This is a genomic window from Nonlabens marinus S1-08, assembly GCF_000831385.1.
Taxonomy (GTDB): Bacteria; Bacteroidota; Bacteroidia; order Flavobacteriales; family Flavobacteriaceae; genus Nonlabens; species Nonlabens marinus.
Map to the genome: position 1 here is coordinate 1,055,985 of NZ_AP014548.1, position 22,874 is coordinate 1,078,858.

General features: G+C 39.6%; 21 protein-coding genes, 2 tRNA genes and 1 pseudogene. 13 read left to right on the forward strand and 11 right to left on the reverse strand.

Annotated features, from left to right (window positions below; translation table 11 throughout):
- Nucleotides 1–7 precede the first annotated feature (7 nt).
- From NMS_RS04985 to NMS_RS04995, 3 genes are all read right to left on the reverse strand, one after another.
- Nucleotides 8–1,255: an OmpP1/FadL family transporter gene (locus tag NMS_RS04985; protein WP_041495713.1), complete on the reverse strand. Its 1,248-nt coding sequence runs from the start codon at nt 1,253–1,255 to the stop codon at nt 8–10.
- 102 nt (nt 1,256–1,357) lie between these two features.
- Complete coding sequence (locus tag NMS_RS04990) at nt 1,358–2,122, reverse strand: alpha/beta fold hydrolase (RefSeq protein ID WP_197539477.1); 765 nt, start codon at nt 2,120–2,122, stop codon at nt 1,358–1,360.
- Nucleotides 2,119–2,832 (reverse strand): pyridoxine 5'-phosphate synthase, encoded by a 714-nt coding sequence (locus NMS_RS04995; protein ID WP_041495714.1) that lies wholly within the window; start codon nt 2,830–2,832, stop codon nt 2,119–2,121. The genes NMS_RS04990 and NMS_RS04995 overlap by 4 nt, the downstream gene beginning before the upstream one ends.
- A gap of 91 nt (nt 2,833–2,923) precedes the next feature.
- Between NMS_RS04995 and NMS_RS05000 the strand changes: the two genes are divergently transcribed.
- The 12 genes from NMS_RS05000 to NMS_RS05055 all read left to right on the forward strand — a co-directional run bounded on the left by NMS_RS05000 (nt 2,924) and on the right by NMS_RS05055 (nt 14,730).
- Nucleotides 2,924–3,580, forward strand: coding sequence for a CBS domain-containing protein (locus tag NMS_RS05000; protein WP_041495715.1), 657 nt, complete (start codon nt 2,924–2,926; stop codon nt 3,578–3,580).
- Complete coding sequence (locus NMS_RS05005) at nt 3,580–4,455, forward strand: NAD kinase (protein WP_041495716.1); 876 nt, start codon at nt 3,580–3,582, stop codon at nt 4,453–4,455. Before NMS_RS05000 ends, NMS_RS05005 begins: the two co-directional genes overlap by 1 nt.
- Before the next feature lie 67 nt (nt 4,456–4,522).
- Nucleotides 4,523–5,248, forward strand: a complete 726-nt coding sequence (porG, locus tag NMS_RS05010) for a type IX secretion system protein PorG (RefSeq protein ID WP_231862361.1) — start codon at nt 4,523–4,525, stop codon at nt 5,246–5,248.
- Nucleotides 5,249–5,250: 2 nt separating this feature from the next.
- Complete coding sequence (locus NMS_RS05015) at nt 5,251–5,985, forward strand: isoprenyl transferase (RefSeq protein WP_041495718.1); 735 nt, start codon at nt 5,251–5,253, stop codon at nt 5,983–5,985.
- A gap of 4 nt (nt 5,986–5,989) precedes the next feature.
- Entirely contained in the window at nt 5,990–8,566 is a 2,577-nt protein-coding gene (gene bamA / locus NMS_RS05020) for an outer membrane protein assembly factor BamA (RefSeq protein ID WP_041495719.1), read from the forward strand.
- A 33-nt stretch (nt 8,567–8,599) separates the two neighbouring features.
- Nucleotides 8,600–9,442, forward strand: a complete 843-nt coding sequence (locus tag NMS_RS05025; protein WP_041497485.1) for an OmpH family outer membrane protein — start codon at nt 8,600–8,602, stop codon at nt 9,440–9,442.
- A gap of 58 nt (nt 9,443–9,500) precedes the next feature.
- A complete protein-coding gene (locus NMS_RS05030; RefSeq protein WP_041495720.1) occupies nt 9,501–10,022 on the forward strand; it encodes an OmpH family outer membrane protein in 522 nt (173 codons plus the stop codon).
- A gap of 91 nt (nt 10,023–10,113) precedes the next feature.
- Nucleotides 10,114–10,899: a glutamate racemase gene (murI, locus tag NMS_RS05035; RefSeq protein ID WP_041495722.1), complete on the forward strand. Its 786-nt coding sequence runs from the start codon at nt 10,114–10,116 to the stop codon at nt 10,897–10,899.
- 94 nt (nt 10,900–10,993) lie between these two features.
- Nucleotides 10,994–13,612: a DNA mismatch repair protein MutS gene (gene mutS, locus NMS_RS05040; protein ID WP_041495723.1), complete on the forward strand. Its 2,619-nt coding sequence runs from the start codon at nt 10,994–10,996 to the stop codon at nt 13,610–13,612.
- A gap of 104 nt (nt 13,613–13,716) precedes the next feature.
- A tRNA-Gly gene (locus NMS_RS05045) sits at nt 13,717–13,788 on the forward strand.
- A 38-nt stretch (nt 13,789–13,826) separates the two neighbouring features.
- Nucleotides 13,827–13,912 (forward strand) — tRNA-Leu (locus NMS_RS05050).
- A 281-nt stretch (nt 13,913–14,193) separates the two neighbouring features.
- Nucleotides 14,194–14,730, forward strand: coding sequence for an EF-hand domain-containing protein (locus NMS_RS05055; RefSeq protein WP_041495725.1), 537 nt, complete (start codon nt 14,194–14,196; stop codon nt 14,728–14,730).
- A 198-nt stretch (nt 14,731–14,928) separates the two neighbouring features.
- Here the strand turns inward: NMS_RS05055 and NMS_RS05060 are convergent, their stop codons facing one another.
- The 8 genes and pseudogenes from NMS_RS05060 to NMS_RS13675 all read right to left on the reverse strand — a co-directional run.
- Nucleotides 14,929–15,342: a DUF6691 family protein gene (locus NMS_RS05060; RefSeq protein ID WP_041495727.1), complete on the reverse strand. Its 414-nt coding sequence runs from the start codon at nt 15,340–15,342 to the stop codon at nt 14,929–14,931.
- Nucleotides 15,343–15,345: 3 nt separating this feature from the next.
- Nucleotides 15,346–15,903, reverse strand: coding sequence for a YeeE/YedE family protein (locus NMS_RS05065; protein WP_041495728.1), 558 nt, complete (start codon nt 15,901–15,903; stop codon nt 15,346–15,348).
- Nucleotides 15,904–15,958: 55 nt separating this feature from the next.
- Nucleotides 15,959–17,287: an MBL fold metallo-hydrolase gene (locus NMS_RS05070; RefSeq protein WP_041495729.1), complete on the reverse strand. Its 1,329-nt coding sequence runs from the start codon at nt 17,285–17,287 to the stop codon at nt 15,959–15,961.
- A 58-nt stretch (nt 17,288–17,345) separates the two neighbouring features.
- On the reverse strand, nt 17,346–17,741 hold the full coding sequence (locus tag NMS_RS05075; RefSeq protein WP_052476731.1) for a rhodanese-like domain-containing protein: 396 nt from the start codon (nt 17,739–17,741) through the stop codon (nt 17,346–17,348).
- 54 nt (nt 17,742–17,795) lie between these two features.
- Nucleotides 17,796–18,593 carry a sulfite exporter TauE/SafE family protein gene (locus NMS_RS05080; RefSeq protein ID WP_041495731.1) on the reverse strand — a complete coding sequence of 266 codons (798 nt, stop codon included), beginning with the start codon at nt 18,591–18,593 and terminating at the stop codon, nt 17,796–17,798.
- 61 nt (nt 18,594–18,654) lie between these two features.
- Nucleotides 18,655–19,281, reverse strand: a complete 627-nt coding sequence (locus NMS_RS05085; protein WP_041495732.1) for a Crp/Fnr family transcriptional regulator — start codon at nt 19,279–19,281, stop codon at nt 18,655–18,657.
- A gap of 190 nt (nt 19,282–19,471) precedes the next feature.
- On the reverse strand, nt 19,472–19,687 hold the full coding sequence (locus NMS_RS05090) for a hypothetical protein (protein WP_041495733.1): 216 nt from the start codon (nt 19,685–19,687) through the stop codon (nt 19,472–19,474).
- A 65-nt stretch (nt 19,688–19,752) separates the two neighbouring features.
- Nucleotides 19,753–19,896, reverse strand: a pseudogene (locus NMS_RS13675) (DUF4130 domain-containing protein); the annotation flags it as partial.
- 70 nt (nt 19,897–19,966) lie between these two features.
- Here NMS_RS13675 and NMS_RS05095 point away from each other — a divergent pair.
- Nucleotides 19,967–22,873: a T9SS type B sorting domain-containing protein gene (locus NMS_RS05095; RefSeq protein ID WP_084217615.1), complete on the forward strand. Its 2,907-nt coding sequence runs from the start codon at nt 19,967–19,969 to the stop codon at nt 22,871–22,873.
- The last annotated feature ends 1 nt before the right edge of the window (nt 22,874 follow it).

A 22,874-nucleotide genomic window follows, 5' to 3' on the forward strand; every position in this document is an offset into this window, starting at 1 on the left:
CATTTTTTTACATGCTATAAGTGATACCGATTCCAGGAATCAGTGCTCTCGATTTATATGTCCCGCGGAATGGCGCTGGTGCCGCACCTGGGTCTGAATAGAAGTCATAAGACTCTGTAATTTCCTTAAATCTCAAATAAAGGAAAGAGGCATCAATGGCAAATCTTGGCGAGAACGCATAAGAGAAGCCGAACGTATAGCCATTAGAATCATTACGTGGAGTCTCTGGAGCAAAAAATCCAGATTGTACTGGAGACTCGTCAAAGTAATATCCAGCACGCAGTGTTAATGCGTCCGTTGCTAGGTATTGCACACCTAAACGGTAAGCAGAAGCATCTTTGTAATTTCTTGGATTGATAGATTCACTACCATCTGCAAACACGATATCTAAGTTTTCATACTCACTCCAGAAAGCACGGTTGTAATCAAAGGCAAACAACCACTTTTCGGTAGTGTATGCAACACCTAAAGTAGCCTCAGCTGGTAAAGGAAGAGTAGCTGTGAACCCTTGAGTTCCATTTGCTGGAACTAATGGGCTGTTAGGGAAATTGCTAAATGTGGCCTCACCATCTTCACTCTCAATGTCTATTAAAGAACGGTAGTTAAACCCAATACTCAAGTTGTCAGTAGGTGTGAAAAGGATACCTGCATTCCAGCCGATACCAGTAACGCCACTATCGCTAATTGCCACGTTAGAACGGTTTCCTTGCTCATCAGTTAAAGAACGGGAAGCGTTTCTATTGAAATCAACGCCACCAATGGCGATCATAGCACCAACACCTAAACTTACGTTTTCAAAGATCTGGTAAGATAAAGTAGGTTGAATGTAGATAGCTTGAAGTTCGATCTCATTTACTAGGTGTGAACCTTCCCAGTCTGTAGGCCAGGTAACGTTACTACCATAAGGAGTGTAGATCCCAAGACCTACTGCAAAGCTGTCGCTCACCGCATAACTGGCATAAGCATAGAACGGAGTTCCTACTGGACTATCAGTCTCAGCAAATGCTCCAGTATTTTCGTTTTGATAATTTACATCAGAAAATACACCGAATCCTCCAACGCTCACATTGAGCTTGTTCTCTAGGTGTACCAACCCAGCTGGATTGAAAAACAGCACATCTGCACTGTTAACCACAGCAACACCAGTATGACCCATGGCCAACTGCTTGTTACTCTGTGTGCTGACACGATATCCACCAGCATAAGCTGCTGCTGATATCAAACAAAGTACAGCGAAAACTTTTAATTTGTTCATATTCAAACGTTTATATAATGAATTTAGTAAAGAGTGGTCAAATTTAATATTAAATTGATATTACGCAAGCGTTTTCGTAATCATTATGCTAGCATAATAAATTTATTTTACGAATTCTTCAACTAGTTTGTTAAACTCCTCCGGTTTCTCTGCATGTAGCCAGTGTCCTGCATTGGGAATGGTGCGAAGTTCCGCTTTCGCGAAAGCGTAATCAATAGCAGGTTTATCAGCATCTAGAATGTATCCAGAATTGCCGCCACGTATGAATAAGGTCGGGATGGTAATAGGTTTATCGATAGCATCGTGCATACCTACATTAGACTGTGCTACGGCTAATGCTGGCAAATTGAACCGCCAGTCGTAGGTGTTTTTAGATTTTCTATAAAGGCTTTTTAATAAAAACTGGCGTGTACCGAAATCCTTGATTCCCTTTTCCAGGGACTCGTCCGCATCGCTCCGAGATTTCAAGTTTTCTAGATTCACCGCCTGTAGGGCGTGGATGATATCGCTGTGATGTGGCGGGTACGCTTTTGGAGCAATGTCTGCGATAATCAGCTTATCGATAAGCTCTGGAAACAAAACGGCACAGCGCATAGCCACCTTTCCACCCATACTGTGCCCTAATAGTATGATGTTGTCTAGTTGATGCTCTTCGCAATAATCTTTGACATCTTGAGCCATCTGATTGTAGTCAAATCCATCGGAATGAAAACTACGTCCATGGTTGCGTTGATCTAACAAGTGGACTTGAAACCCATCCTCGCTCCATTGGGTTCCTAAGGTTTTCCAGTTGTCTGCCATTCCTAAAAACCCATGGAGGATAACGAAGGGTTGTCCTTCTCCTAAAATGATACTGTGAAGAATCATGACAAGCGGTGTTTGTACATATTAACCACATTTTCTAAGCCTAAATAGAGGCTTTCTGCAATTAAAGCATGCCCTATGCTTACTTCTTTTAGGTCTGTTAGTTTCTCGTTGAAGTATTGAATGTTTTCTAGGGAAAGATCATGGCCAGCGTTTATGCCCAGATCTAATTCCGTCGCTTTATGAGCTGCCTTTATATAAGGAGCAATTGCTTTCTCTTTATTATCCGTGTATTGTCTGGCATAATCTTCCGTATACAACTCTATCCGGTCCACGCCTGTTGCTGCAGCGCCTGTAATCATAGCTTCTACTGGATCTACAAAGATGCTGGTACGTATACCTTGATTTTTAAAATGGGCTACTATTTCTTTCAGGTAATCGGCGTGCTTGATCGTGTCCCAGCCGGCATTGGAAGTAATGGCATCAGGAGCATCTGGAACCAGCGTGACTTGTGCCGGCTTGACTTCATCGACTAGAGCAATAAAGCTATCTATAGGATTACCTTCAATATTCAGCTCTGTAGTCACTATTTTTTTTAGGTCGCGTGCATCTTGATATTTGATGTGACGCTCATCTGGACGTGGGTGAATGGTAATTCCTTGGGCGCCAAAACGCTCTAAATCCATAGCAACTTTTAATAGATCTGGAACATTTCCTCCACGAGAGTTGCGCAATGTGGCAATCTTATTGATGTTTACGCTTAGAATAGCCATAGGGTTTGTTTGAGTAACCAAAAATACAAACTAAGGCTTCAAGCTATAAGTAGAGAATTGATTAATTTGCAGGAAAAGTAAGTAAGTAAGGATGGATATCAGAGAGTACATCATCAATGACGTAGAACCACTGGAGTTAAAGGACAGCGTGCAGCATGCTAAGAAGATATTCCAGCAGCTCACCTTTTCTCACATGCCGGTAATGGATGGGGAACTGTATGTAGGTTGCGTGTCTGAAACTGATGCGCACTGTTTTGAAGCCGGTCAAAGTTTGACTGATGTGAAGTATGCCTTTGATGTATTTATGGTCAGAGAAGACACGCACTGGCTAGACGTGCTGGAAGCTTTTGCGCAGCACAACTCAAACGTGATGCCCGTACTGGATGAGAAAAATAAGTACTTGGGATATTATGAGCTTAAGGACATCATGCAGCACTTCAGTGATTCTCCTTTTTTATATGAATCAGGGGCAGTGATTGTTATTGAAAAAGGATCCACGGATTATAGTTTTAGTGAAATTGCACAAATCGTGGAGTCTAACGATTCTAAAATCTTTGGGTTTTTTGTAAGTAATTACAGAGATCATATTAGTGAAATTACCTTGAAGATAAGTCCGGCAAATGTTAATGCGGTACTGCAAACCTTCAGAAGGTATAGTTATGATGTTGTAAGCGCTGCAGAGGATGATTCTTATTTAGACGCCCTTAAAGAACGATCTGACTATCTAGATAAATATTTGAATATTTAATGAAGAAAATTGCTATTTACGGGCAATACGTGCACGATGATGCGCTTTCAACGGTGCAGTCTATTGTTGTGGCATTTGTCAAAGAATCTTGTCAGGTACTCATAGAGTCCGAGTTCTATGAGATGTTAGATGGAATAGAGTTGCCAGAAAGCGTTGCGGTCTTTGAAAAACTAGATTTACACTTTGATATGCTGATCAGCATAGGAGGTGATGGGACCATTTTACGGGCGGTTGCTTACATAGGGAGGTTAGATATTCCTATTCTAGGAGTGAATACCGGCAGGCTAGGCTTTCTTGCAACTGTACAACAAGACGAAATTGACAAAGCTGTACAGCACGTTATTAACGGCAGGTATACATTGACAAAGCGTACCTTGATTACGGCTACCTCAAACCATCCCAATAACCACCTGCCGCCTAATAACTTTGCACTAAATGAGGTGACGGTAAGCCGTATGAATACGACCTCGATGATACAGATCGAAACGCATCTTAATGGTGAGTTGCTTACTTCCTACTGGGCAGATGGATTAATTATTTCTACACCCACAGGCTCCACAGGGTATAGCCTGAGCTGTGGTGGTCCAGTGATTTCCCCAGACACAGATGCTTTTGTCGTCACACCTATTGCACCGCACAACCTCAATGCAAGACCTTTAGTTATTCCAGATCACACCACCATTAAAGTTAAAATTATAGGAAGGGAAGAAGAGTTTCTTGCCTCCCTCGATAACCGTATCGCCTCTTACCCTAATGCTACTGAGATTACACTTAAAAAGGCTGATTTCACCATAGATTTGATCGAGCTACACGATCAAAGTTTTATTAAAACACTTCGTCATAAATTACTGTGGGGAGAAGATAAGCGCAACTAGACAATAATTTGATATTTCAATTGTTCTATCAAGGGGCACAATGCTCCTTGTTTACTCATGCCGCCTAATGAGAATTGTTATATTTGCACGTTTTAAAAAATCCATGCGATTCGTCCTTGCGTTTCTATTTTGTATTGTTTTCGCTTTCGCGAAAGCGCAAACCTATGAATTAGGAGTGTGGGCTGGAGGGTCGAATGTCATAGGAGATGTGGGGAGTACTAATTATGTGAGTCCAAATGCCCTTGCGGTAGGTGGAATCTTTAAATGGAACCGAAGCAGCAGGCACAGCTTTAGAGCAACATTGATATATTCCCAATTAAGTGGAGATGATGCAAAGAGCGACGATAGATCTAGAGAATTGAGGGGATTGAGTTATGAGTATAATGCGCTAGAAGCATCTGTAGGTATTGAATATACTTTCTGGGATTGGGAATTGTATTCTGGACAGCAACAAATTACTCCTTATATGTATAGTGGGATTACCGCTTTGCGACATGGTTCAGAAGCGCTAAATAATAATGGTGAATTGGAGGAGTATGATAAAGACATCACGTTTGCGATACCATTTGTGTTAGGGGTTAAATCTAACCTTACTCAGCACCTGATTCTAGGAGCAGAAATAGGGGCAAGGTTCAGTTTTACGGACAATCTTGATGGGAGCAACCCTACGGGAGAGTTGGAAGATCGAGAAGACTTGAAATTTGGAAACAAGAGTAATAAAGATTGGTATGTATTTAGCGGGATAACTTTGACCTACACCTTTGGTCGCAAACCCTGTTATTGTAATTTTTAGAAATGGAAGAAACTCTACTTGACCCTGCAAAACTGCCACAACACATTGCTGTCATCATGGACGGGAATGGTCGTTGGGCAAAAAATCAAGGATTGATGCGAGTGCGAGGTCATGAAAAAGGGACAAGAGCAGTAAGTCAAACCGTAGAGACCTGTGCTGAATTAGGTATAAAATACCTGACATTATATGCTTTTAGTACAGAGAATTGGAAGCGGCCTAAGCTCGAGGTGGACACGCTTATGAAGATATTGGTATCCAGTTTGCGCAAGGAATTACCTACCTTAAAAAAACATGGAATTTCCTTGAAAGCAGTGGGTTCTCTGCACCTATTACCCCAAAAGGCGCAACGAGAATTAAATGAAGTTATTGAGTTGACTAAGGACAATGATAAGATGGATTTAACCTTAGCACTTAGCTACGGTTCCCGCGAGGAACTCACAAACGCGGTTAAACTAATAGCGCAAGAAGTGGTCACAGGTGATCTAGAACTAGAAGATATTCAAGAAGCCACCATTAACAACCACCTATTTACCAAAGATATGCCAGATGTTGATCTTTTGATCCGTACCAGCGGTGAGCATAGAATCAGCAATTTTTTGTTGTGGCAAATCGCTTATGCAGAATTATATTTTACAGAAGTGCTGTGGCCAGACTTCCGAAAGGAAGATTTCCTGGAAGCATTAAAGAACTATCAGGATCGCGAAAGGCGATTTGGTAAAACGAGTGAACAATTATAACGAGATGACAAGACAGTTAGCACAAAAGCTACTTTTAGTAATAGCCCTATTCATAAGCGCTATATCCTTTTCCCAAAAACCTGGTGACATACCAATTGGAGAATCTACAGAATACATCATCGGTGACATCACGGTTACTGGAGCTAAAAGTTACAATCAAAACACGGTTGTAGCCTTTACCGGTTTACGTAAAGGAGACCGTATCTATGTTCCAGGAGAACGCTTAAGCAATGTGGTTAAAAAATTGTGGGAACTCAAGCTTTTTAGCGATATACGAGTGTATGCTACGGGTATCAAAGGAGATCCAAATGATGGCATCATCGACACCATAGACTTAGAATTCAATATTATTGAAGTTCCTACTTTGAAGTCTATTGAAATAGACGGTTTGTCAAAGAATCGTAAGAAAGACTTATTAAAAGAATTGAATCTTACTAAAGGAACTAAGGCAAACGAAAACCTAGTTACCACCACCAGAAACTTTATTGAAAAGAAATATAAAGACAAAGGTTTCCTTTATGCAGATGCTTTAGTACGAGTACGAGAAGTAGAAGACACCTTAGGAAATAACTTAGTCGACATGAAGATTGAGATCGACAAAGGTGAAAAAGTCAAAATTGCCGAAATCAACTTTGAAGGTAATGAGCAAATTTCTGATAAGAAATTGCGCAAGGCCATGAAAAATACTAAGGAGAAAAACTTCTTGCGTGTTCTAAAAAGATCCAAATATGTTGAAGCAGATTATCAAGAGGATCTAAAATCTGTAGTGAACACCCTAAAAGAAAACGGCTTTAGGGATGCGCGTATCATATCTGATACCTTGACACGTATTAATGACAAAACTATTGCCTTAAATATTAAAGTAGAGGAAGGGGACAAATACTATTTTGGAGATATTAAGTTTGTGGGGAACACCGCCTATACTGATCAGCAATTACAACGTATTCTTAAGGTTGAAAAAGGGGATGTTTATAATGGGGTTGCATTTGACAATCAAATTTCAGATCCTACTGATCCAGATGCGCGTAGTTTAGAGAACGAATATCAAAATAATGGGTATCTATTTTCTCGCATCAATGCTGTAGAAACCAGGGTTCAAAACGATACCATTGATTTTGAAATACGTATTGTAGAAGATAATATTGCCTATTTCAACAATATCTCTGTAAAAGGAAATACCCGTACGAACGATCATGTGATTTATCGTAACATAAGATCTAATCCAGGCGAGAAGTATTCCAAGGCTGCTATTATTAATTCTATTCGAGAATTAGGGCAGTTGGGCTTTTTCAATGCTGAAAAAATCAACCCACGTATTTTAAACCCTTCCCAGCAAGAAGGAACTGTCGACGTGGAATATGAATTAGAAGAAGCAGGAGCTAGCCAGATTGAATTACAAGGTGGTTATGGTGGTGGTGGATTTGTTGGAACCTTAGGTTTAAAGTTCAACAACTTCTCTCTAAGAAATATCTTTAATAAAGAGGCATATACACCGGTACCTCAAGGGGACGGTCAAACTTTAGCGCTTAGAGCGCAAGCCAGTACCATTTTCCGTACCTACTCATTAAACTTTACAGAGCCGTGGTTGGGTGGAAAAAAACCAGTTTCCTTCAATGTATCCTTATCCCGTAGCGAGCAATTCCGCGTGGATGCAAGAGACTTTAGACAAGTGGATAGAAATCAGAAATTCATCATCTCTGGAGCAACAATCGGTCTTGCTAAGCGATTGGAATGGCCTGATCCTTATTTCCAATTCTCACAAGCACTTTCTTTCCAGCACTATAATTTGCAAAATTACCAAACCCGATTGTTTAATTTCCCGAACGGGTTCTCTAACAACTTTGCCTATACGGTAGGTTTGGTACGTGATGATGTGGGTGTCAACCCTATTTTCCCTACCTACGGTTCTAAGTTCTCCTTAACCGCCAAAATGACCTTACCCTATTCCTTATGGAATGGAACTGACTATGAAAACCTAGAGAATAACCCTGATTTTCAAACGAATGGGATGCCAGATCCAGCTAAAATTGATCAAGAACGCTTCCGTTTCTTAGAATATTATAAAATTAAGTTTGATGGTACCTGGTACACACAGCTTTATGATAAATTAGTACTGCAAACTAAAACTGAATTTGGTTTCCTAGGAGCTTACAACAACGATCGTGGACTGGTTCCATTTGAGCGCTTTTTTGTAGGTGGTGACGGGCTAGGAGCATTTTCACTAGACGGTCGTGATATCATTAGAATGCGCGGGTATGAAAACAGCGCCTTGACCACCAGTGGTGATGGAGATACAGTGTATAACAAGTTCTCTCTAGAAGCTCGCTATCCTATCACATTAGAGCAAGCAGCATCGATCTATGTATTGACATTTGCTGAGGCTGCTGGTTCATACGATACTTTTAGGAGTTATAATCCGTTTGATGTACAACGATCTGCAGGTGCAGGGCTACGAGTGTTTATGCCGGCATTTGGTTTGTTAGGAATTGACTTCGGTTATGGGTTTGATCCAGCGCCTTTGTCTAACACATTAGATCCTAGCGGCTGGCAGGTGCATTTTATAATCGGGCAGCAGTTTTAGAATGGCACGGTTATTTCTTTAAAACCTTAGATGATGAGAAACAAGATTTCGTTTTTATTGATGCTGACTTTGTTGAGTTTCGCTTTCGCGAAAGCGCAAAGAGGAATCCGTGTGGGTTACGTCGACATGAATTATATCTTGGAGAGCGTACCTGAGTATCAAAAAGCATCCGACCAGCTGGAGCAAAGAATGCAGTCTTGGAAAGTGGAGATAGAGAAAATGGAGTCTGCTATCAGTCAAATGGAAAATTCATTGAAGAATGAACGCGTGTTATTGACTAAAGAACTGATAGAAGAGCGTGAGGAAGATATCGACATTAAGCGTCAAGAGCTGAGTGATTACCAGCAAAAAAGATTTGGCGCACAAGGGGATTTTATAAAGCAAAAACAGCAATTGATCCAGCCAGTGCAAGATCAAGTGTTCAATGAAATGCAGAAAATTGGACAGCAAAAGAAATACGATATTATTCTAGAGCGATCTGAAGTGACTATGTTGTACAGCGACGATCGTCACGATTTAAGTGACGATGTTTTAAAGGCTATAGGTAGAACAGGAAAAGCAAAAGATCGCGCAGAAGCTAGAGCTACTAAAAATGGACCACCAACTGAGGCTGGAGATGAGCCTTACATGTCAGTTCAAGAAGCAGCAGATGCACAAGAAAAAATCATTGCTAAGCAAGAAGTGGTGGATGAGCGAGCAGCCATAAGAGCAGAGAAAATAAGAGTTCGCGATAGTATTAAAGAGGCTCGAGCACGAGAGTACAAAGAGCGTCGAGAAGAATTGATAAAAGAGCGCGCCCGTAAGAAAGATAGTGTTCTTCAAGCTCGTAGGAAAGCTAAAGAAGATAAGAATAACAACCCACCAGGAGGTAATTAAACCTTTGGAACTCATTATATTTGCAACCCTTAAGTAATAAAAAACAAGAAAATTGAAAATGAAACAAGTGAAGAATTTAATAGTAGTAGCCGCTTTCCTTTTATTAGGATCCACTATAGCAAATGCACAAACTTCTACTTCTAAAGTTGCGCATATCGCATCTCAAGAACTAGTAGAATTATTGCCTAAAGCTAAAGCAGCTGAAAAGCAGTTGAGAAACTATGCAAAAACCTATGAGGCAGAATTAGTTAACATGGACAAGGCCTTGCAAACTAAAGCTCAGGAAGCTCAACAAAATGCTCCAAACCGTTCTAATGAAGAGAATCAGCGTATCCTTGCACAAATTCAAGAAGACCGCAAGAAAATCGAAGACTTTTACACTAAGTCTCAAGAATCTCTTTCTCAAAAAAGAACTGATTTATTGAAGCCAGTTTACAATCAGGCTCGTGAGGCAATCTTCAAAGTAGCTCGCGCAAAAGGTTTTGATTATGTACTAGATTCTACTACAGGAACTGGATTGATTATGGCTGATGGTTATGACCTAATGGCTGACGTTAAAAAAGAATTAGGGATCAAATAAGAGTCTCTTTTCAAATAATATAAAAACCGTCTCTAGTTTCTAGGGGCGGTTTTATTTTTGAAGTACATTGGAAGTTCTAAATAAACTTAGATTGAGTACAGCAGCAATAGGTTTCTTTGATAGCGGTGTGGGAGGTACTTCCGTATGGACGGAAGTTATTCATTTGCTGCCACATGAGAATACCATCTATCTCGCGGATTCTAAGAATGCTCCTTACGGTATTCGTTCTAAAGACGAGATCATTTCTTTAAGCGTTAAGAATACAGATTATTTAATATCTCAGGGTTGTAAACTTATTGCAGTTCCTTGTAATACCGCGACTACAAACGCTATTGATTATCTAAGATCCCACTATGACATACCATTTATAGGGATAGAACCAGCAATCAAGCCAGCAGCTTTACAATCGGATACTAAAAAGATTGGGATTCTCGCTACTAAAGGCACCTTGTCCAGTCAATTATTTAAAACCACACAAGAGCGCTTTACACAAGATATTGACACTATTGAGGTTGTAGGCACCGGTATTGTAGAGTTGATCGAATCTGGAAAGACCAACAGCCTTGAAATGCGGCACTTACTCAAACGCATAGTAGAGCCTTTGCTTATTTCTAACATCGATTACCTGGTATTGGGTTGCAGTCATTATCCGTACATCAAGCATTTACTGAAAGAAATGCTTCCTAATAACGTAAAAATCATTGATTCAGGTACTGCTGTAGCTCGTCAAACCCTCGCGATATTACAAGAACACCAATTGCTGAATGAAAGTAGCGAGTTGGGTCAGCACAGGTTGTATTCTAATGCAGATCTCACTGTCTTAAAAGATATTGTCGGGATGGATGAGTACCGTCAAGTAGCTTATCTAGATTTTTAGAAACCCGCAAAAGATGTTGAAAAGTCACTCTTTTGATTTCTAGGCATCCCTACCGTAAATCGTATTTTTAAAGTTCATCAAAATCACTTAGAATTTGGCATCCACAAGCAAAAAGGTGACCCCTTTAATGCAGCAGTACAATAAGATCAAGACTAAATATCCTGATGCTTTGTTGCTGTTTCGCGTGGGTGATTTTTACGAGACCTTTGGGGCAGATGCCGTTAAAACGGCGCGCATCCTCAATATAGTCTTGACCAACAGGAACAATGGCGGTGAGCGTACAGAGCTGGCAGGCTTCCCTCACCATTCTTTAAATACCTATTTGCCTAAACTCGTTCGCGCTGGCGAGAGAGTAGCCATCTGCGATCAATTAGAAGATCCTAAACAAACTAAAAACATTGTCAAACGTGGGGTGACGGAGTTAATCACTCCTGGCGTGTCGCTCAATGATGAGGTGCTACAGTCACGATCTAATAATTTTTTAGCCGCTGTATCGCTTTCGCGAAATATTTATGCCGTGGCCTTTCTGGACATATCGACTGGGGAATTCCTGATCAGTCAAGGAACACAAGAAGAAGTCGACAAGCTCCTTCAAAATTTTAACCCGAGTGAAGTCCTCGTTTCCAGAAGTAATAAAAAGCAATTGGCTAAGGACTTCCCATATGACTTGCCCTTTTTCTATTTAGAAGACTGGGTCTTCCAGATTGATTATGCTCGAGAAAGCTTGCTGAAACATTTCAAGGTCAATTCCCTAAAAGGCTATGGAGTGGATAAGCTGGATCAAGCGCTTATTTCGGCAGGTGCTGTACTTCATTATCTAGCCGAAACCCAGCATCATAAAATTGATCACGTCGCTACTATTTCTAGAATAGAAGATGACAGCTTTGTCTGGATGGACCGGTTTACGGTGCGCAATCTAGAGTTGTATCAGGCGCTCAGTACCGGCGCGGTAACCTTGATCGACGTTATTGATCAGACAACCACGCCTATGGGCGCGCGATTGCTCAAGCGCTGGATGGCTTTTCCTCTAAAGAATCTAGAACAGATCAAAAAACGTCACGATGTAGTGACGTATTTCAAAGCAGAAACAAAAACGAGATCTACGATCAAGTCGCACCTCAAGACGATGAACGATTTGGAGCGTTTGGTTTCTAAAGTTGCTGTGGGTAAAATTTGTCCGCGAGAGGTGATTCAATTGAAAAACAGTTTACAAGCTATAGTGCCTATAAAGGAGCTTGCTATAGATGCAAAAGACTCCTCTCTAAACACTTTGGGCGAAAGCCTAAACAACTGCACCCACCTCATAGAAATCATTCAAGAGCGTGTGGATGAAGAAGCTCCTGTAAATATTTTAAAGGGAAAGACGATTGCAAGCGGTTACCATGAAGAATTGGATGAGTTGCGAGACCTAGCGACATCAGGAAAGGATTATCTGGACAAAATGCTGGACAGGCATTGTAAAGAAACGGGAATATCAAGTCTTAAAATCTCGAGTAATAATGTTTTTGGATATTATATCGAGGTGCGTAATTCTCATAAGGATAAAGTACCAGATAGCTGGACCAGAAAACAAACCTTAGTAAATGCTGAGCGTTACATCACTGATGAGCTTAAGGAATACGAGGCTAAAATTTTAGGAGCCGAAGAACGTATATATGCGCTTCAACAAGAGTTGTTTGAAGTAGTAGTTCAAGAAATACTGCCTTTTATAAAGCCGATTCAGAACAACGCACACTTAATAGGTCAATTGGATTGCTTGATCTCATTTGCAGATCATGCGGTGGCTTCAAATTATACAAGACCAGAATTATTAGTAAGCGACGAGCTCATCATTAAAGGAGGTCGCCATCCAGTCATTGAAAAAATGTTGCCGGCAGATCAACCTTATATCCCTAACGATGTTCAACTGGATCGTGAAGAACAACAAATCATCATGATTACTGGACCTAACATGAGTGGTAAGAGTGCGATTTTGAGGCAGACTGCCTTAATCGTTCTACTGGCTCAAATGGGAAGCTTTGTCCCAGCAGATGAGGTGAAAATGGGGATAGTCGATAAAATATTTACCAGAGTAGGAGCGAGCGATAACATCTCACAAGGAGAATCTACATTCATGACAGAGATGAATGAGAGTGCCAGCATTTTGAATAATGTCAGTGATCGCAGCTTGATCCTGCTGGATGAAATAGGCCGTGGCACCAGCACTTATGATGGGATTTCTATTGCATGGGCGATTACAGAATACCTGCACGAGCATCCTTTTAAGGCAAAAACATTATTTGCCACTCACTATCACGAGCTCAATGAAATGACAGAACAGTTTGAGCGCATCAAAAACTTCAACGTTGAAGTAACAGAATTGAAAGATAAGGTTCTTTTTATGCGCAAGCTGATTCCAGGGGGGAGCCATCACAGTTTTGGGATTCATGTCGCCAAAATGGCTGGAATGCCGCAACAAGTTATTCGCAAGGCACAGAAGATGCTGAAGACATTAGAGAAATCTCATAAAAGAGAAGAGGCTACAGCCGCTATGAAGTCGAGTCAAGAGGAAGAAATGCAGTTGAGTTTTTTCAATCTTGACGATCCATTGCTGGAAGAAATCAAAAATGAGATCATTCAAGTAGATATTAATACGCTCACTCCAGTAGAAGCATTGATGAAATTAAATGAAATCAAAAGAATGCTGGTAGGAACTGATAAAGGCACGCGATAATTTTACAAATTTTCCTTTGTGGAATAGGGAAAGTTATTAAATTTGCATCCGCTTTGAAATTCTTATTTCAGGTGATCGTTCTTTAGTTCATAAGAATAAACAATGCGAAAGTAGCTCAGCGGTAGAGCACCACCTTGCCAAGGTGGGGGTCGCGGGTTCAATCCCCGTCTTTCGCTCTTTTTTATTACCAATTTTGTGTGCCGCTGGTACATAAGCTCGAGTGGTGGAATTGGTAGACACGTTGGACTTAAAATCCAATGGGTAGTAATGCCCGTACGGGTTCAAGTCCCGTCTCGAGTACTGAAATCCCTTATAATCTTTTGATTATAAGGGATTTTTATTTTATACAGTATTAGGGTTCTTTTTACTTCATTTCAAAAACTCCGTACCGACCGCACTGAGAATAAACTTTTCCATAGAATATTCTTTCACTTGATTTATAAGTTTTAAGAATTTGACAATATTTAAGATAAAAAAATTCAAATACCTGGTTAAAAAGCCGTTAAACTAATAATATCAATAAAGTAGAGAGGTCATTTTTTTTAAATTGAACTAACGTTTAACTATTAAAATTAAATACAATGAAAACTTTAAAATTGATTTTAAGCGCCTTTATTATTTTAGGAACAACAAGTCTGTTTGCTCAGCAAAACTTTGACAATTGGGACAAGGACGGAGATAACCTAATAGAAAAAGAAGAGTTTAAGGATAAGTTTATTAAGGAATATTACTCTCTATGGTCTGAAGGAGCTGAACCTACAGGAATAATAGAAGAAGGATTTTTCAAAGAATCGTATGCAGGGCTAGACACAGATAATGATGGCTTTCTTACCGACGAAGAATGGCTGTTGGGTTACAACTACTTCTATGATGATTATCTGATAAACGAAGAAGTGGGCATGATAGATGTAAATAATGACGGTACCATCGATTATAATGAATATTACGACGTCATTTATAATACTGAATACTTTACAGATGTCGATTTAGACAGTGACAACTTTATCAGTCAATATGAACTTGCTGAATTCGTATTTAATAATTGGGATACTGATGATAACGGTGTTTTAAGTAAATATGAATGGAATAGCTTTAAAGCTTATTATCTAGACGTATAGAAAGCTAGATCATATCCATGAAAAGAGACAATCATTTGATTATGATTGTCTCTTTTTCTGTTATAAGTATTGTCTAAATTCTACTTAGAGTTTGCTAAAGTTATTAAGCCAGTAAGGTATTTAATCAAATATATGAGTCACTTGATAATGGCTAGATTGCACTCTATTATTGTTAAAAGCGACAATATCAGCCAGTAGCTAATGTGGCAACTTACTCCTTAAAAGTCCATATACAAAAGTCCCAAGAAGCGCTCCAACAATTACAATCAATATTGGGGCATAACCAGCACCAGCTAGCACATACATGGGGCCAGGACAAGCTCCAGCAAGAGCCCAGCCTAAACCGAAAATAATCCCGCCTATGAGGTATCGAGCGATTCCTTTGTCTTTAGGTTGCAACTTCAAATTATTTCCTCCGACTGCTTTGACATTTTTAATTTTGAAAAGCTGAATTCCTAGGATACCCAATACTAAAGCAGATCCTATAATTCCATACATATGAAAACTTCCAAACTGGAACATTTCGTAAATACGGAACCAAGACGCAGCTTCTGACTTGAACATAACGATACCGAAGAAAACCCCAACGGCTAAATAAGTGATATATCTCATCTTCTAAAATATTAAGGGATAGAGAAAGTGTACCATTACCAGTCCACCTATAAAAAAGCCGACCACTGCAATGAGTGACGGCAACTGTAAGTTGCTAAGACCAGATATCGCATGGCCTGAAGTACAACCGCCGGCATAGCGAGCTCCAAAACCAACCAAAAAACCACCTACCAACAAGACTCCTATGACAAATGGGTTTGATAATGCTTCTAATGAAAACAACTCTGGCGGCATGTAGCTCGTGCCTGCACTTTCAATCTGATAATCTGCGGCGAGTTGCTGCGCCACCTCAGGATTGATCTCGACAGTATTGTCGCTCATATAGTTTGAGGCAATATACCCGCCTATAACTGCTCCTAGCACCACCATGAGGTTCCATCGTTCTGCTTTCCAGTCAAATTTGAAGAAATCTGCGGCTTTTCCTGCTCCTATGGCAGCACAGGTGGTGCGCAACGGTGAAGACATGCCAAATTGCTTTCCTATCAGCAACAGTAGAAACATGACTAACGCTATTAAGGGGCCTGCAACATACCACGGCCAAGGTTCGTAAATCCAATTCATAATACTAATTTTTGTAAAGATCTCGCTTTCGCGAAAGCGAAATCATTCATAGCTTTTATTTAAAATCCTGTATATCATCACTCAAGTCATACACGGTGACTCCTTCTAATTTATCTTGAAGGATGCTGCTCCCTGCGGCGCTGCGGTAGCCACCGGCACAATGCACCACAATAGGTTTATCAGTAGGAATCTTGCTGGCAGTGTCTCGCAATTCGTTAAGTGGATGTGGTAACGCGTTTTTAAAGAATTTACCTTCATTAATCTCGCTTTCATTACGTATGTCCACAATAGTGTAGCTGCCTGGGTTGTTCTTGAAATGGTCGAGATCTAACTTCTCGGTAGTTTGAAGGTTTTCTTCTGCTAGAGTGATCACTTTTTTAAGGAGCTTTTCATAGCCTATTTTGGCGACTCTTTTTACCAATTTGTCTTTGTTCTCTGGACTATCAATGACCAGTGTGAACTCATCTTCAGGAGTCACGATCGCACCCAGCCAGGTTTCAAACTTGGCAGTATCAGATACTGCTTGAATATTGAAACTCCCTTTTAGGTGCCCTTTTTTAAAGGCTTCCTCGTCTCGCATGTCAATAATAAGACCATTTGCGCTGGAACGTTCCTCAAACGGAACCTTAGCCACGGCAACGTCAAGACTTGCTGCGCCAGCCTTGTTCATGTCCACATCATAACCGAAGTAAGACGGAATGAAAGGTTGTCCATCTAGCAAGGTGCTCATAAATTCCTCTTTGGATTGTTTTTTAAACGCCCAGTTGTGGCGACGTTCATCGCCTAGCGTGCTGCTATTTGCATCACTCATTCCTTTACCACACAAGGATCCCGCGCCATGTGCCGGATATACGATTGCATTGTCTGGCAAGCCGTTGTATTTGTTTTGCATGGTGTTGTACATCATTTCAGCTAGTTCCTCGCGCTTAGCTTTCATGTTTCCAGCGCTTTCTCTTAAATCTGGTCGTCCTACATCGCCAATGAATAGCGTATCTCCTGTAAATAGAACGGTATCTTTTCCATCAGTGGCAACAATGGTAATGCTGTCTGGTGAATGTCCTGGCGTGTTGATTGCCTTTAAAGTAGCGTCACCTAAAACAATGCTGTCCCCATCATCAAAAGATGTATGGGGGTAGTCTGCGCCTAGTTTCTCGCTATTGTAAATAGTAGCACCAGTAGATTTGTGCAGTTCTAAATGAGAACTTACAAAATCGGCATGAGGGTGTGTCTCTAGGATTGCTACGATTTGTGCATTGTTCGCTTTCGCGAAAGCGAAATATTGCTCAGGATTACGTTCTGGATCGATCACTGCCATTTTCCCGTCGCTCACGATAGCATAGGAATAATGCGCTAATGGTTTATATTCAAATTGTTTGATTATCATAACAAATGGTTTTTAATTAATTCTAGCAGCCAAAGAAACTTCATGGCTCCATTATCTTTTATTCTTCAATCTCTTTATATGGCCAGGCCATAAAGCCTCCTTTTAAGTCATAGATTTTTTCAAAACCCATATCTAGCAATCGATTGGCTGCTTTATTACTTCGGTTTCCTGAACGGCAGTATAAAAACACGGGCTTGGTTTTATCTAGTTTTTCGAATTGAGCCTTGAACTTTTCTTCTTCAAAATAGTCGATGTTTCTGGCGTTTTTAATGGCACCTTCTTCAAATTCTTTGCGGGTTCTTACATCAATAAGTTGGACATCATCGTTTTCAATAGCAGCTTTAAATTCTGTCACGGTCAGTACTTTTAATATTCGGTTTTCTTGAGCGTTCAATGTCGCTATGCTTAAAAAGACAAGACTTGCTACTACTGTTTTGATCCAATTTAAATTCATGATATCTAATTTTTATACAAAAAAAAACTTCTTTTTCTTTAAAGGTAACTCCTGTTACCCAGCCAGTTCCTTAAAAATAATATAGATTCCCATAATGAGTACAAACCATCCAAATCCCTTTTTCAACTTCTTACCATCGATGTACCTGTTTAGCCACATACCCAGAAATATTCCAACCACCGAAATGGCAGAAAAGGATACTAAAAACACCCAGTTAATAGCAATATTTTGAACATCGCCCAGGAACCCGATGAGTGAATTGATTGCAATTATGAATAAGGAGGTTGCTATTGCCTTTTTGATAGGAAGTCCAGCTAAAAAGAGCAAGGCGGGTACTATTAAAAATCCACCACCGGCACCTACTAAACCTGTAATGATTCCAATACCAAAAGCCTGTACCATTAAAATGATGTAAGAAGTGTTGTGTTGCTCCTCAATAGTGCTAGTCTTTTTATTCCTGATCATTGAAAGAGAAGCCATCAACATGATCACTGCAAAAAGCACCATGATAAAAAGGTCTTTAGTAACCTCAAAGCTGCCTAGGTAGAATAAGCTATCAGGTATGGCAGGAATTAGAAATGCCCTAGTAAGGTAAACCGCGGTAAAGGCCGGAATTGCAAAAAGAAGGGCGACTTTATAGTTCACCATTTTCCTTTTCATGTGTTGTATAGACCCAGCAAGTGATGTGGTTCCCACTACAAATAAAGAATAACCTGTAGCCACTACTGGATCGAGTGCTATTGCATACACGAGTATAGGAACGGTAAGAATAGAACCACCACCGCCTATAAGTCCCAATACCAGACCTATAAATAGTGCTCCTATATAAGCGAGTAATTCTACGAGTTCCATGGGTTTCAATTGCTTGTAGAACAAAAGTAGAGGACTCTCCCGCTATGTTGAGTAACTATTGTTACAGGACCTCAATAAAACTGCGATGAAGCTTTATCAACTCGTTATTTTCCATTTTTTTGAGTAACCTAGAAACTACCACTCGACTGGTATGCAAGTCATCGGCAATCTGTTTGTGGGTTGTGTAGAGGTGCTTACTATTCTGAATCTTTATTTTTTCATTTAGATAATTTGCCAGTCGTTCATCCATATTGTTGAAAGCTATATTGTCAATACTCTCGAGCAATTCCATCATACGTTCATGGTAACTATTGAAAACAAAATTGCGCCAGGTTTTGAAGGTACTGGACCACTCTTCCATTTTAATGATAGGAATCATGAGCAGTCGAGTAGGGGTTTCTGTAACGGCATGGATTTCACTTTTTGTATTGCCCAAGCAACAAGTCATGGTCATGGCACAAGTGTCGCCTTTTTCAAGGTAATAGAGTAAGAGCTCGTCGCCATCAGCATCTGGTCGCATTATTTTAATGCTACCCGACAAAAGCAGTGGCATGGATTTAATATATTGTCCAGGACGTATAAGGTCATGATTTTCAGGCACCTCTATATAATTGGATGCTTTTTCGATCTCTTTTAATAAATCAGGTTCAAATTGAGAACCATAGGATTGCTTAAGTAGGTCGATCATGTTTTGATTTTGATGCAATTTCGACACTTTATTTTTAACGAGATTATCTCCAACTATCTAAGCTATAGATATCCGTTGAAAATTGACTAAAAAAGAAGCCACTAAAAAACCGTAAGTTTTTAGTGGCTTGATACTAATTTAACGAAGAATATTAAATTTTACTCACGCAAAATTAAAATCTTCAGCTTGACTACATGTCGTCAGCGTCGTTAACTTCGTCTTCAACTTCTTGTTCCATCTCTTCACCTGCAGCTTCGATCTCGTCACCAGCAGCTTCTAAGTTATCTTCTGTGTCTTCAGCAGCAGATTCAATTGTAGTTTCTGCACTTTCTTCTGTTGTTTCACGACAAGAAGTAGTTCCAATTAAAAGACCTGCAGCCGCGAACGTTAATAATACTTTTTTCATTTTTAATAGTTAAATGTGAGTGGCAAATATATTTTATTTTATGGAAATACCACAGTTAACATTTGTTAAGCTACTTTCTCACTCAAATATTTCCAATACCTTCTTGGAACGTGCTGTAGATGCAGCTTCATGTTTTTACGAGACTCAATGTTAGTACTCTTAAAGTACTGATTCCATAGGTCTCTGTAGTTGTTTTCGCTTTCGCGAAAGCGAATGAATGCAATTAGGAAAATTTACCGACTTAGTTTTTTTTGATAAATTGCTATATAGTTGAGCCCTATGATGAAAATACTAATATATAGCATCCTTGCTTTAACCTGCTTTCACACTACTGCGCAAAAAGAAGCTGACAATTGGTACTTTGGTAAAAATGCAGGAATATCATTTACTAATGGAGCTCCAACGGCACTGTTAGACGGTAAAATTGAGGTCGTATATGAAGGTAGTGCTACGATTTCAGACGCTACGGGCAATCTATTGTTTTATTCAGATGGATTGACAGTATGGAATAGAGACCACCAGGTCATGCCCAATGGAACTGGATTGAATGGACATATCTCGAGTTCAAATTCTGCCATGATTGTAAAAAAGCCTAGTTCTGAAACCATATATTATGTTTTCACTCTGGTAGAACAGGGTTATGATGGAGGATTACAATATTCTGAAATCGACATGTCATTGGACGGTGGTCTTGGTGACATTACCAGTGTGAAAAATATTTCTTTAAGAACTAACACGACAGAACATGCAGCCATATTTAAAGTAAAAAATGAAAATGCGTATTGGCTAATAGTCCACGATTGGGATAATGCAAACTTTTTGAGCTATAAAATTTCTTCATCTGGTATTAATGCCACCCCCATAGTTAGTACAACTGGAGTTGTTTTAGGTATGCCTGACAGATTGGAAGCAATTGGACATATGAAAGTGTCGCCTAGAGGAGATCAATTGATTATGACAAGTCCTAAAATTAACTTGGTTCAGTTGTTTGATTTTAATGATCAAACTGGTGTACTTTCCAATGCACAGTCAATTTCTCAGAACTCCTTCAGCGACCCCTATGGAATCGAGTTTTCACCCAACGGCAACCTTTTCTATATTTCAAATACCCTAAATCAAATCAATCAATTTGATCTAAGGGGGTCAATAGAACAAATAAAGAATTCACAATACAACTATGGTAATGACGATCTCATCAACGGAAGCCTGCAATTAGGTCCTGATGGGAAAATATATTTAGCTCAATACGGTGCAGAATACCTCAGTGTTATAAATAAACCTAATGAAAGAGGAGAACAAGCAGATTTCGTAGAAGAAGGTGTCTATCTAGGTGGGAATAACGCTTATTTTGGATTGCCTATTTTCAATCAGGAGATTTTTTACAATGGCTTTCAAACTACGAACAACTGTTTAGGGAGTAACACAGAGTTCGTACTTGGGGATTCAATCGATACATTAGATTCTGTGATGTGGGATTTTGGTGACGGTAGCACTTCCACCACTGAGAATCCAATTCATATGTTTCAGAGCACTGGGACATATGAGGTATCTCTAACACTTTTCTACAACGGTAAATCAAACGTAGAATATCAAAAGATAAAGATTCTTAATGCGCCAGTTGCCAATAATGTTGAGGATTTAAATGTTTGCTCCACTGATGGTTTTCAAATCTTTGATTTGACCACTTTAAAAAGTACTGTTTTGGGTTCACAAGATCCGGACATATACGATGTGAAATTTTATGCGAGTGAAGAAGATCTTGAAAATAATAATCCCATTAATGAGCCCAGCAACTATCAAAATGCAAATGCTTTTCAAACTCAAGAAATTTACGCGACTGTATCTACTGGATCAATAGATTGTACGGACTCAACCTTGTTTAGGATTAACGTATTTGAATCCCCTTCATTACCTGTTGTGCTACCAGAGATGGTAGTCTGTGAAGATGGTGAAGAGATAAGAGATGCTAATGGTGCTATTTTATATGACTTGGATGAGATTGATAAAATGCTTCTCGATTTCTTTACTACTCTTGATTTTGATTTCACTTATTTTTCGTCTGAAATGGATGCTACAAATAGGACCGATCCGCTTTTGGGTATTTATCCATTATCTAGCTCAAGTGTGAATGTTTTTGTAAGAGTAGCAAATCGTCTAAAACCAGATTGTTATGAAATACGACCAGTATCGATCAAAACATACGACACACCATTAGCATATCAAGTAGATACATTGGAGCAGTGCGCGTCTGAAGATGGAGGATCTGTTACCGTAGATCTTACCTTACAGAATCAAAACATTTTAAATGGACAAAGCACTACTGATTACGCGGTAAGTTATTATTTAACTCAAGACGATGCGCTAAGTGCAACAAATGTTTTATCGCAAGGTATTCTGGAAACTAGTGAAACTAAAGAGGTGTATGCCAGAGTGGAGAATGTCCTATCTGATCAATGCTTTTCTATAACCTCCTTCATAACGGAAATAGTTGAACGACCAATTTTAGAATTGGAGGAACAATATTTACTTTGTAATAATATAGGGACATTAGAAATTCAATTAGAAGATCTATACGATAGTATCAGGTGGTCTAATGGTACAACTGCCAATAATATACAAATCAATCAGGCTGGTGTTTATACGGTTACGGTTTATAAAGAATATGACTCTGTTGTTTGTGAAACCTTCAAAGAATTTACAGTTATTGAATCAACACCGCCTCAAATAACAGATTTAACAGTACGCGAATTCTCGCAAAACAGGAATTCAATCGAGGTAATAATGGGCAATACGGGATCATTTGAGTATTCCATTGACAATGTTAATTTTCAGACATCACGGGTATTTCAAAATGTGGAAGCTGGAACTTACGAAGTAATTGCACGGGATGTTTCAGGATGCGGAATTTCAACTCAACTTATTCAAATACTTGATTATCCTCAATTCTTTACCCCCAATGGGGATGGCTATCATGATTTTTGGCATATCAAAAACTCTATTTCAGACCTTGATTCCCTAGTGTTCATTTATGATAGATATGGCAAACTAATTAAGCAATTAACACCTCAAGAGGAAGGTTGGAACGGCACATCCAACGGTGTGCCAATGCCTTCATCTGATTACTGGTTTGAATATAAGAAATCAGATAATACCAGTATTAGAGGACATTTTTCTCTTAAACGTTGAT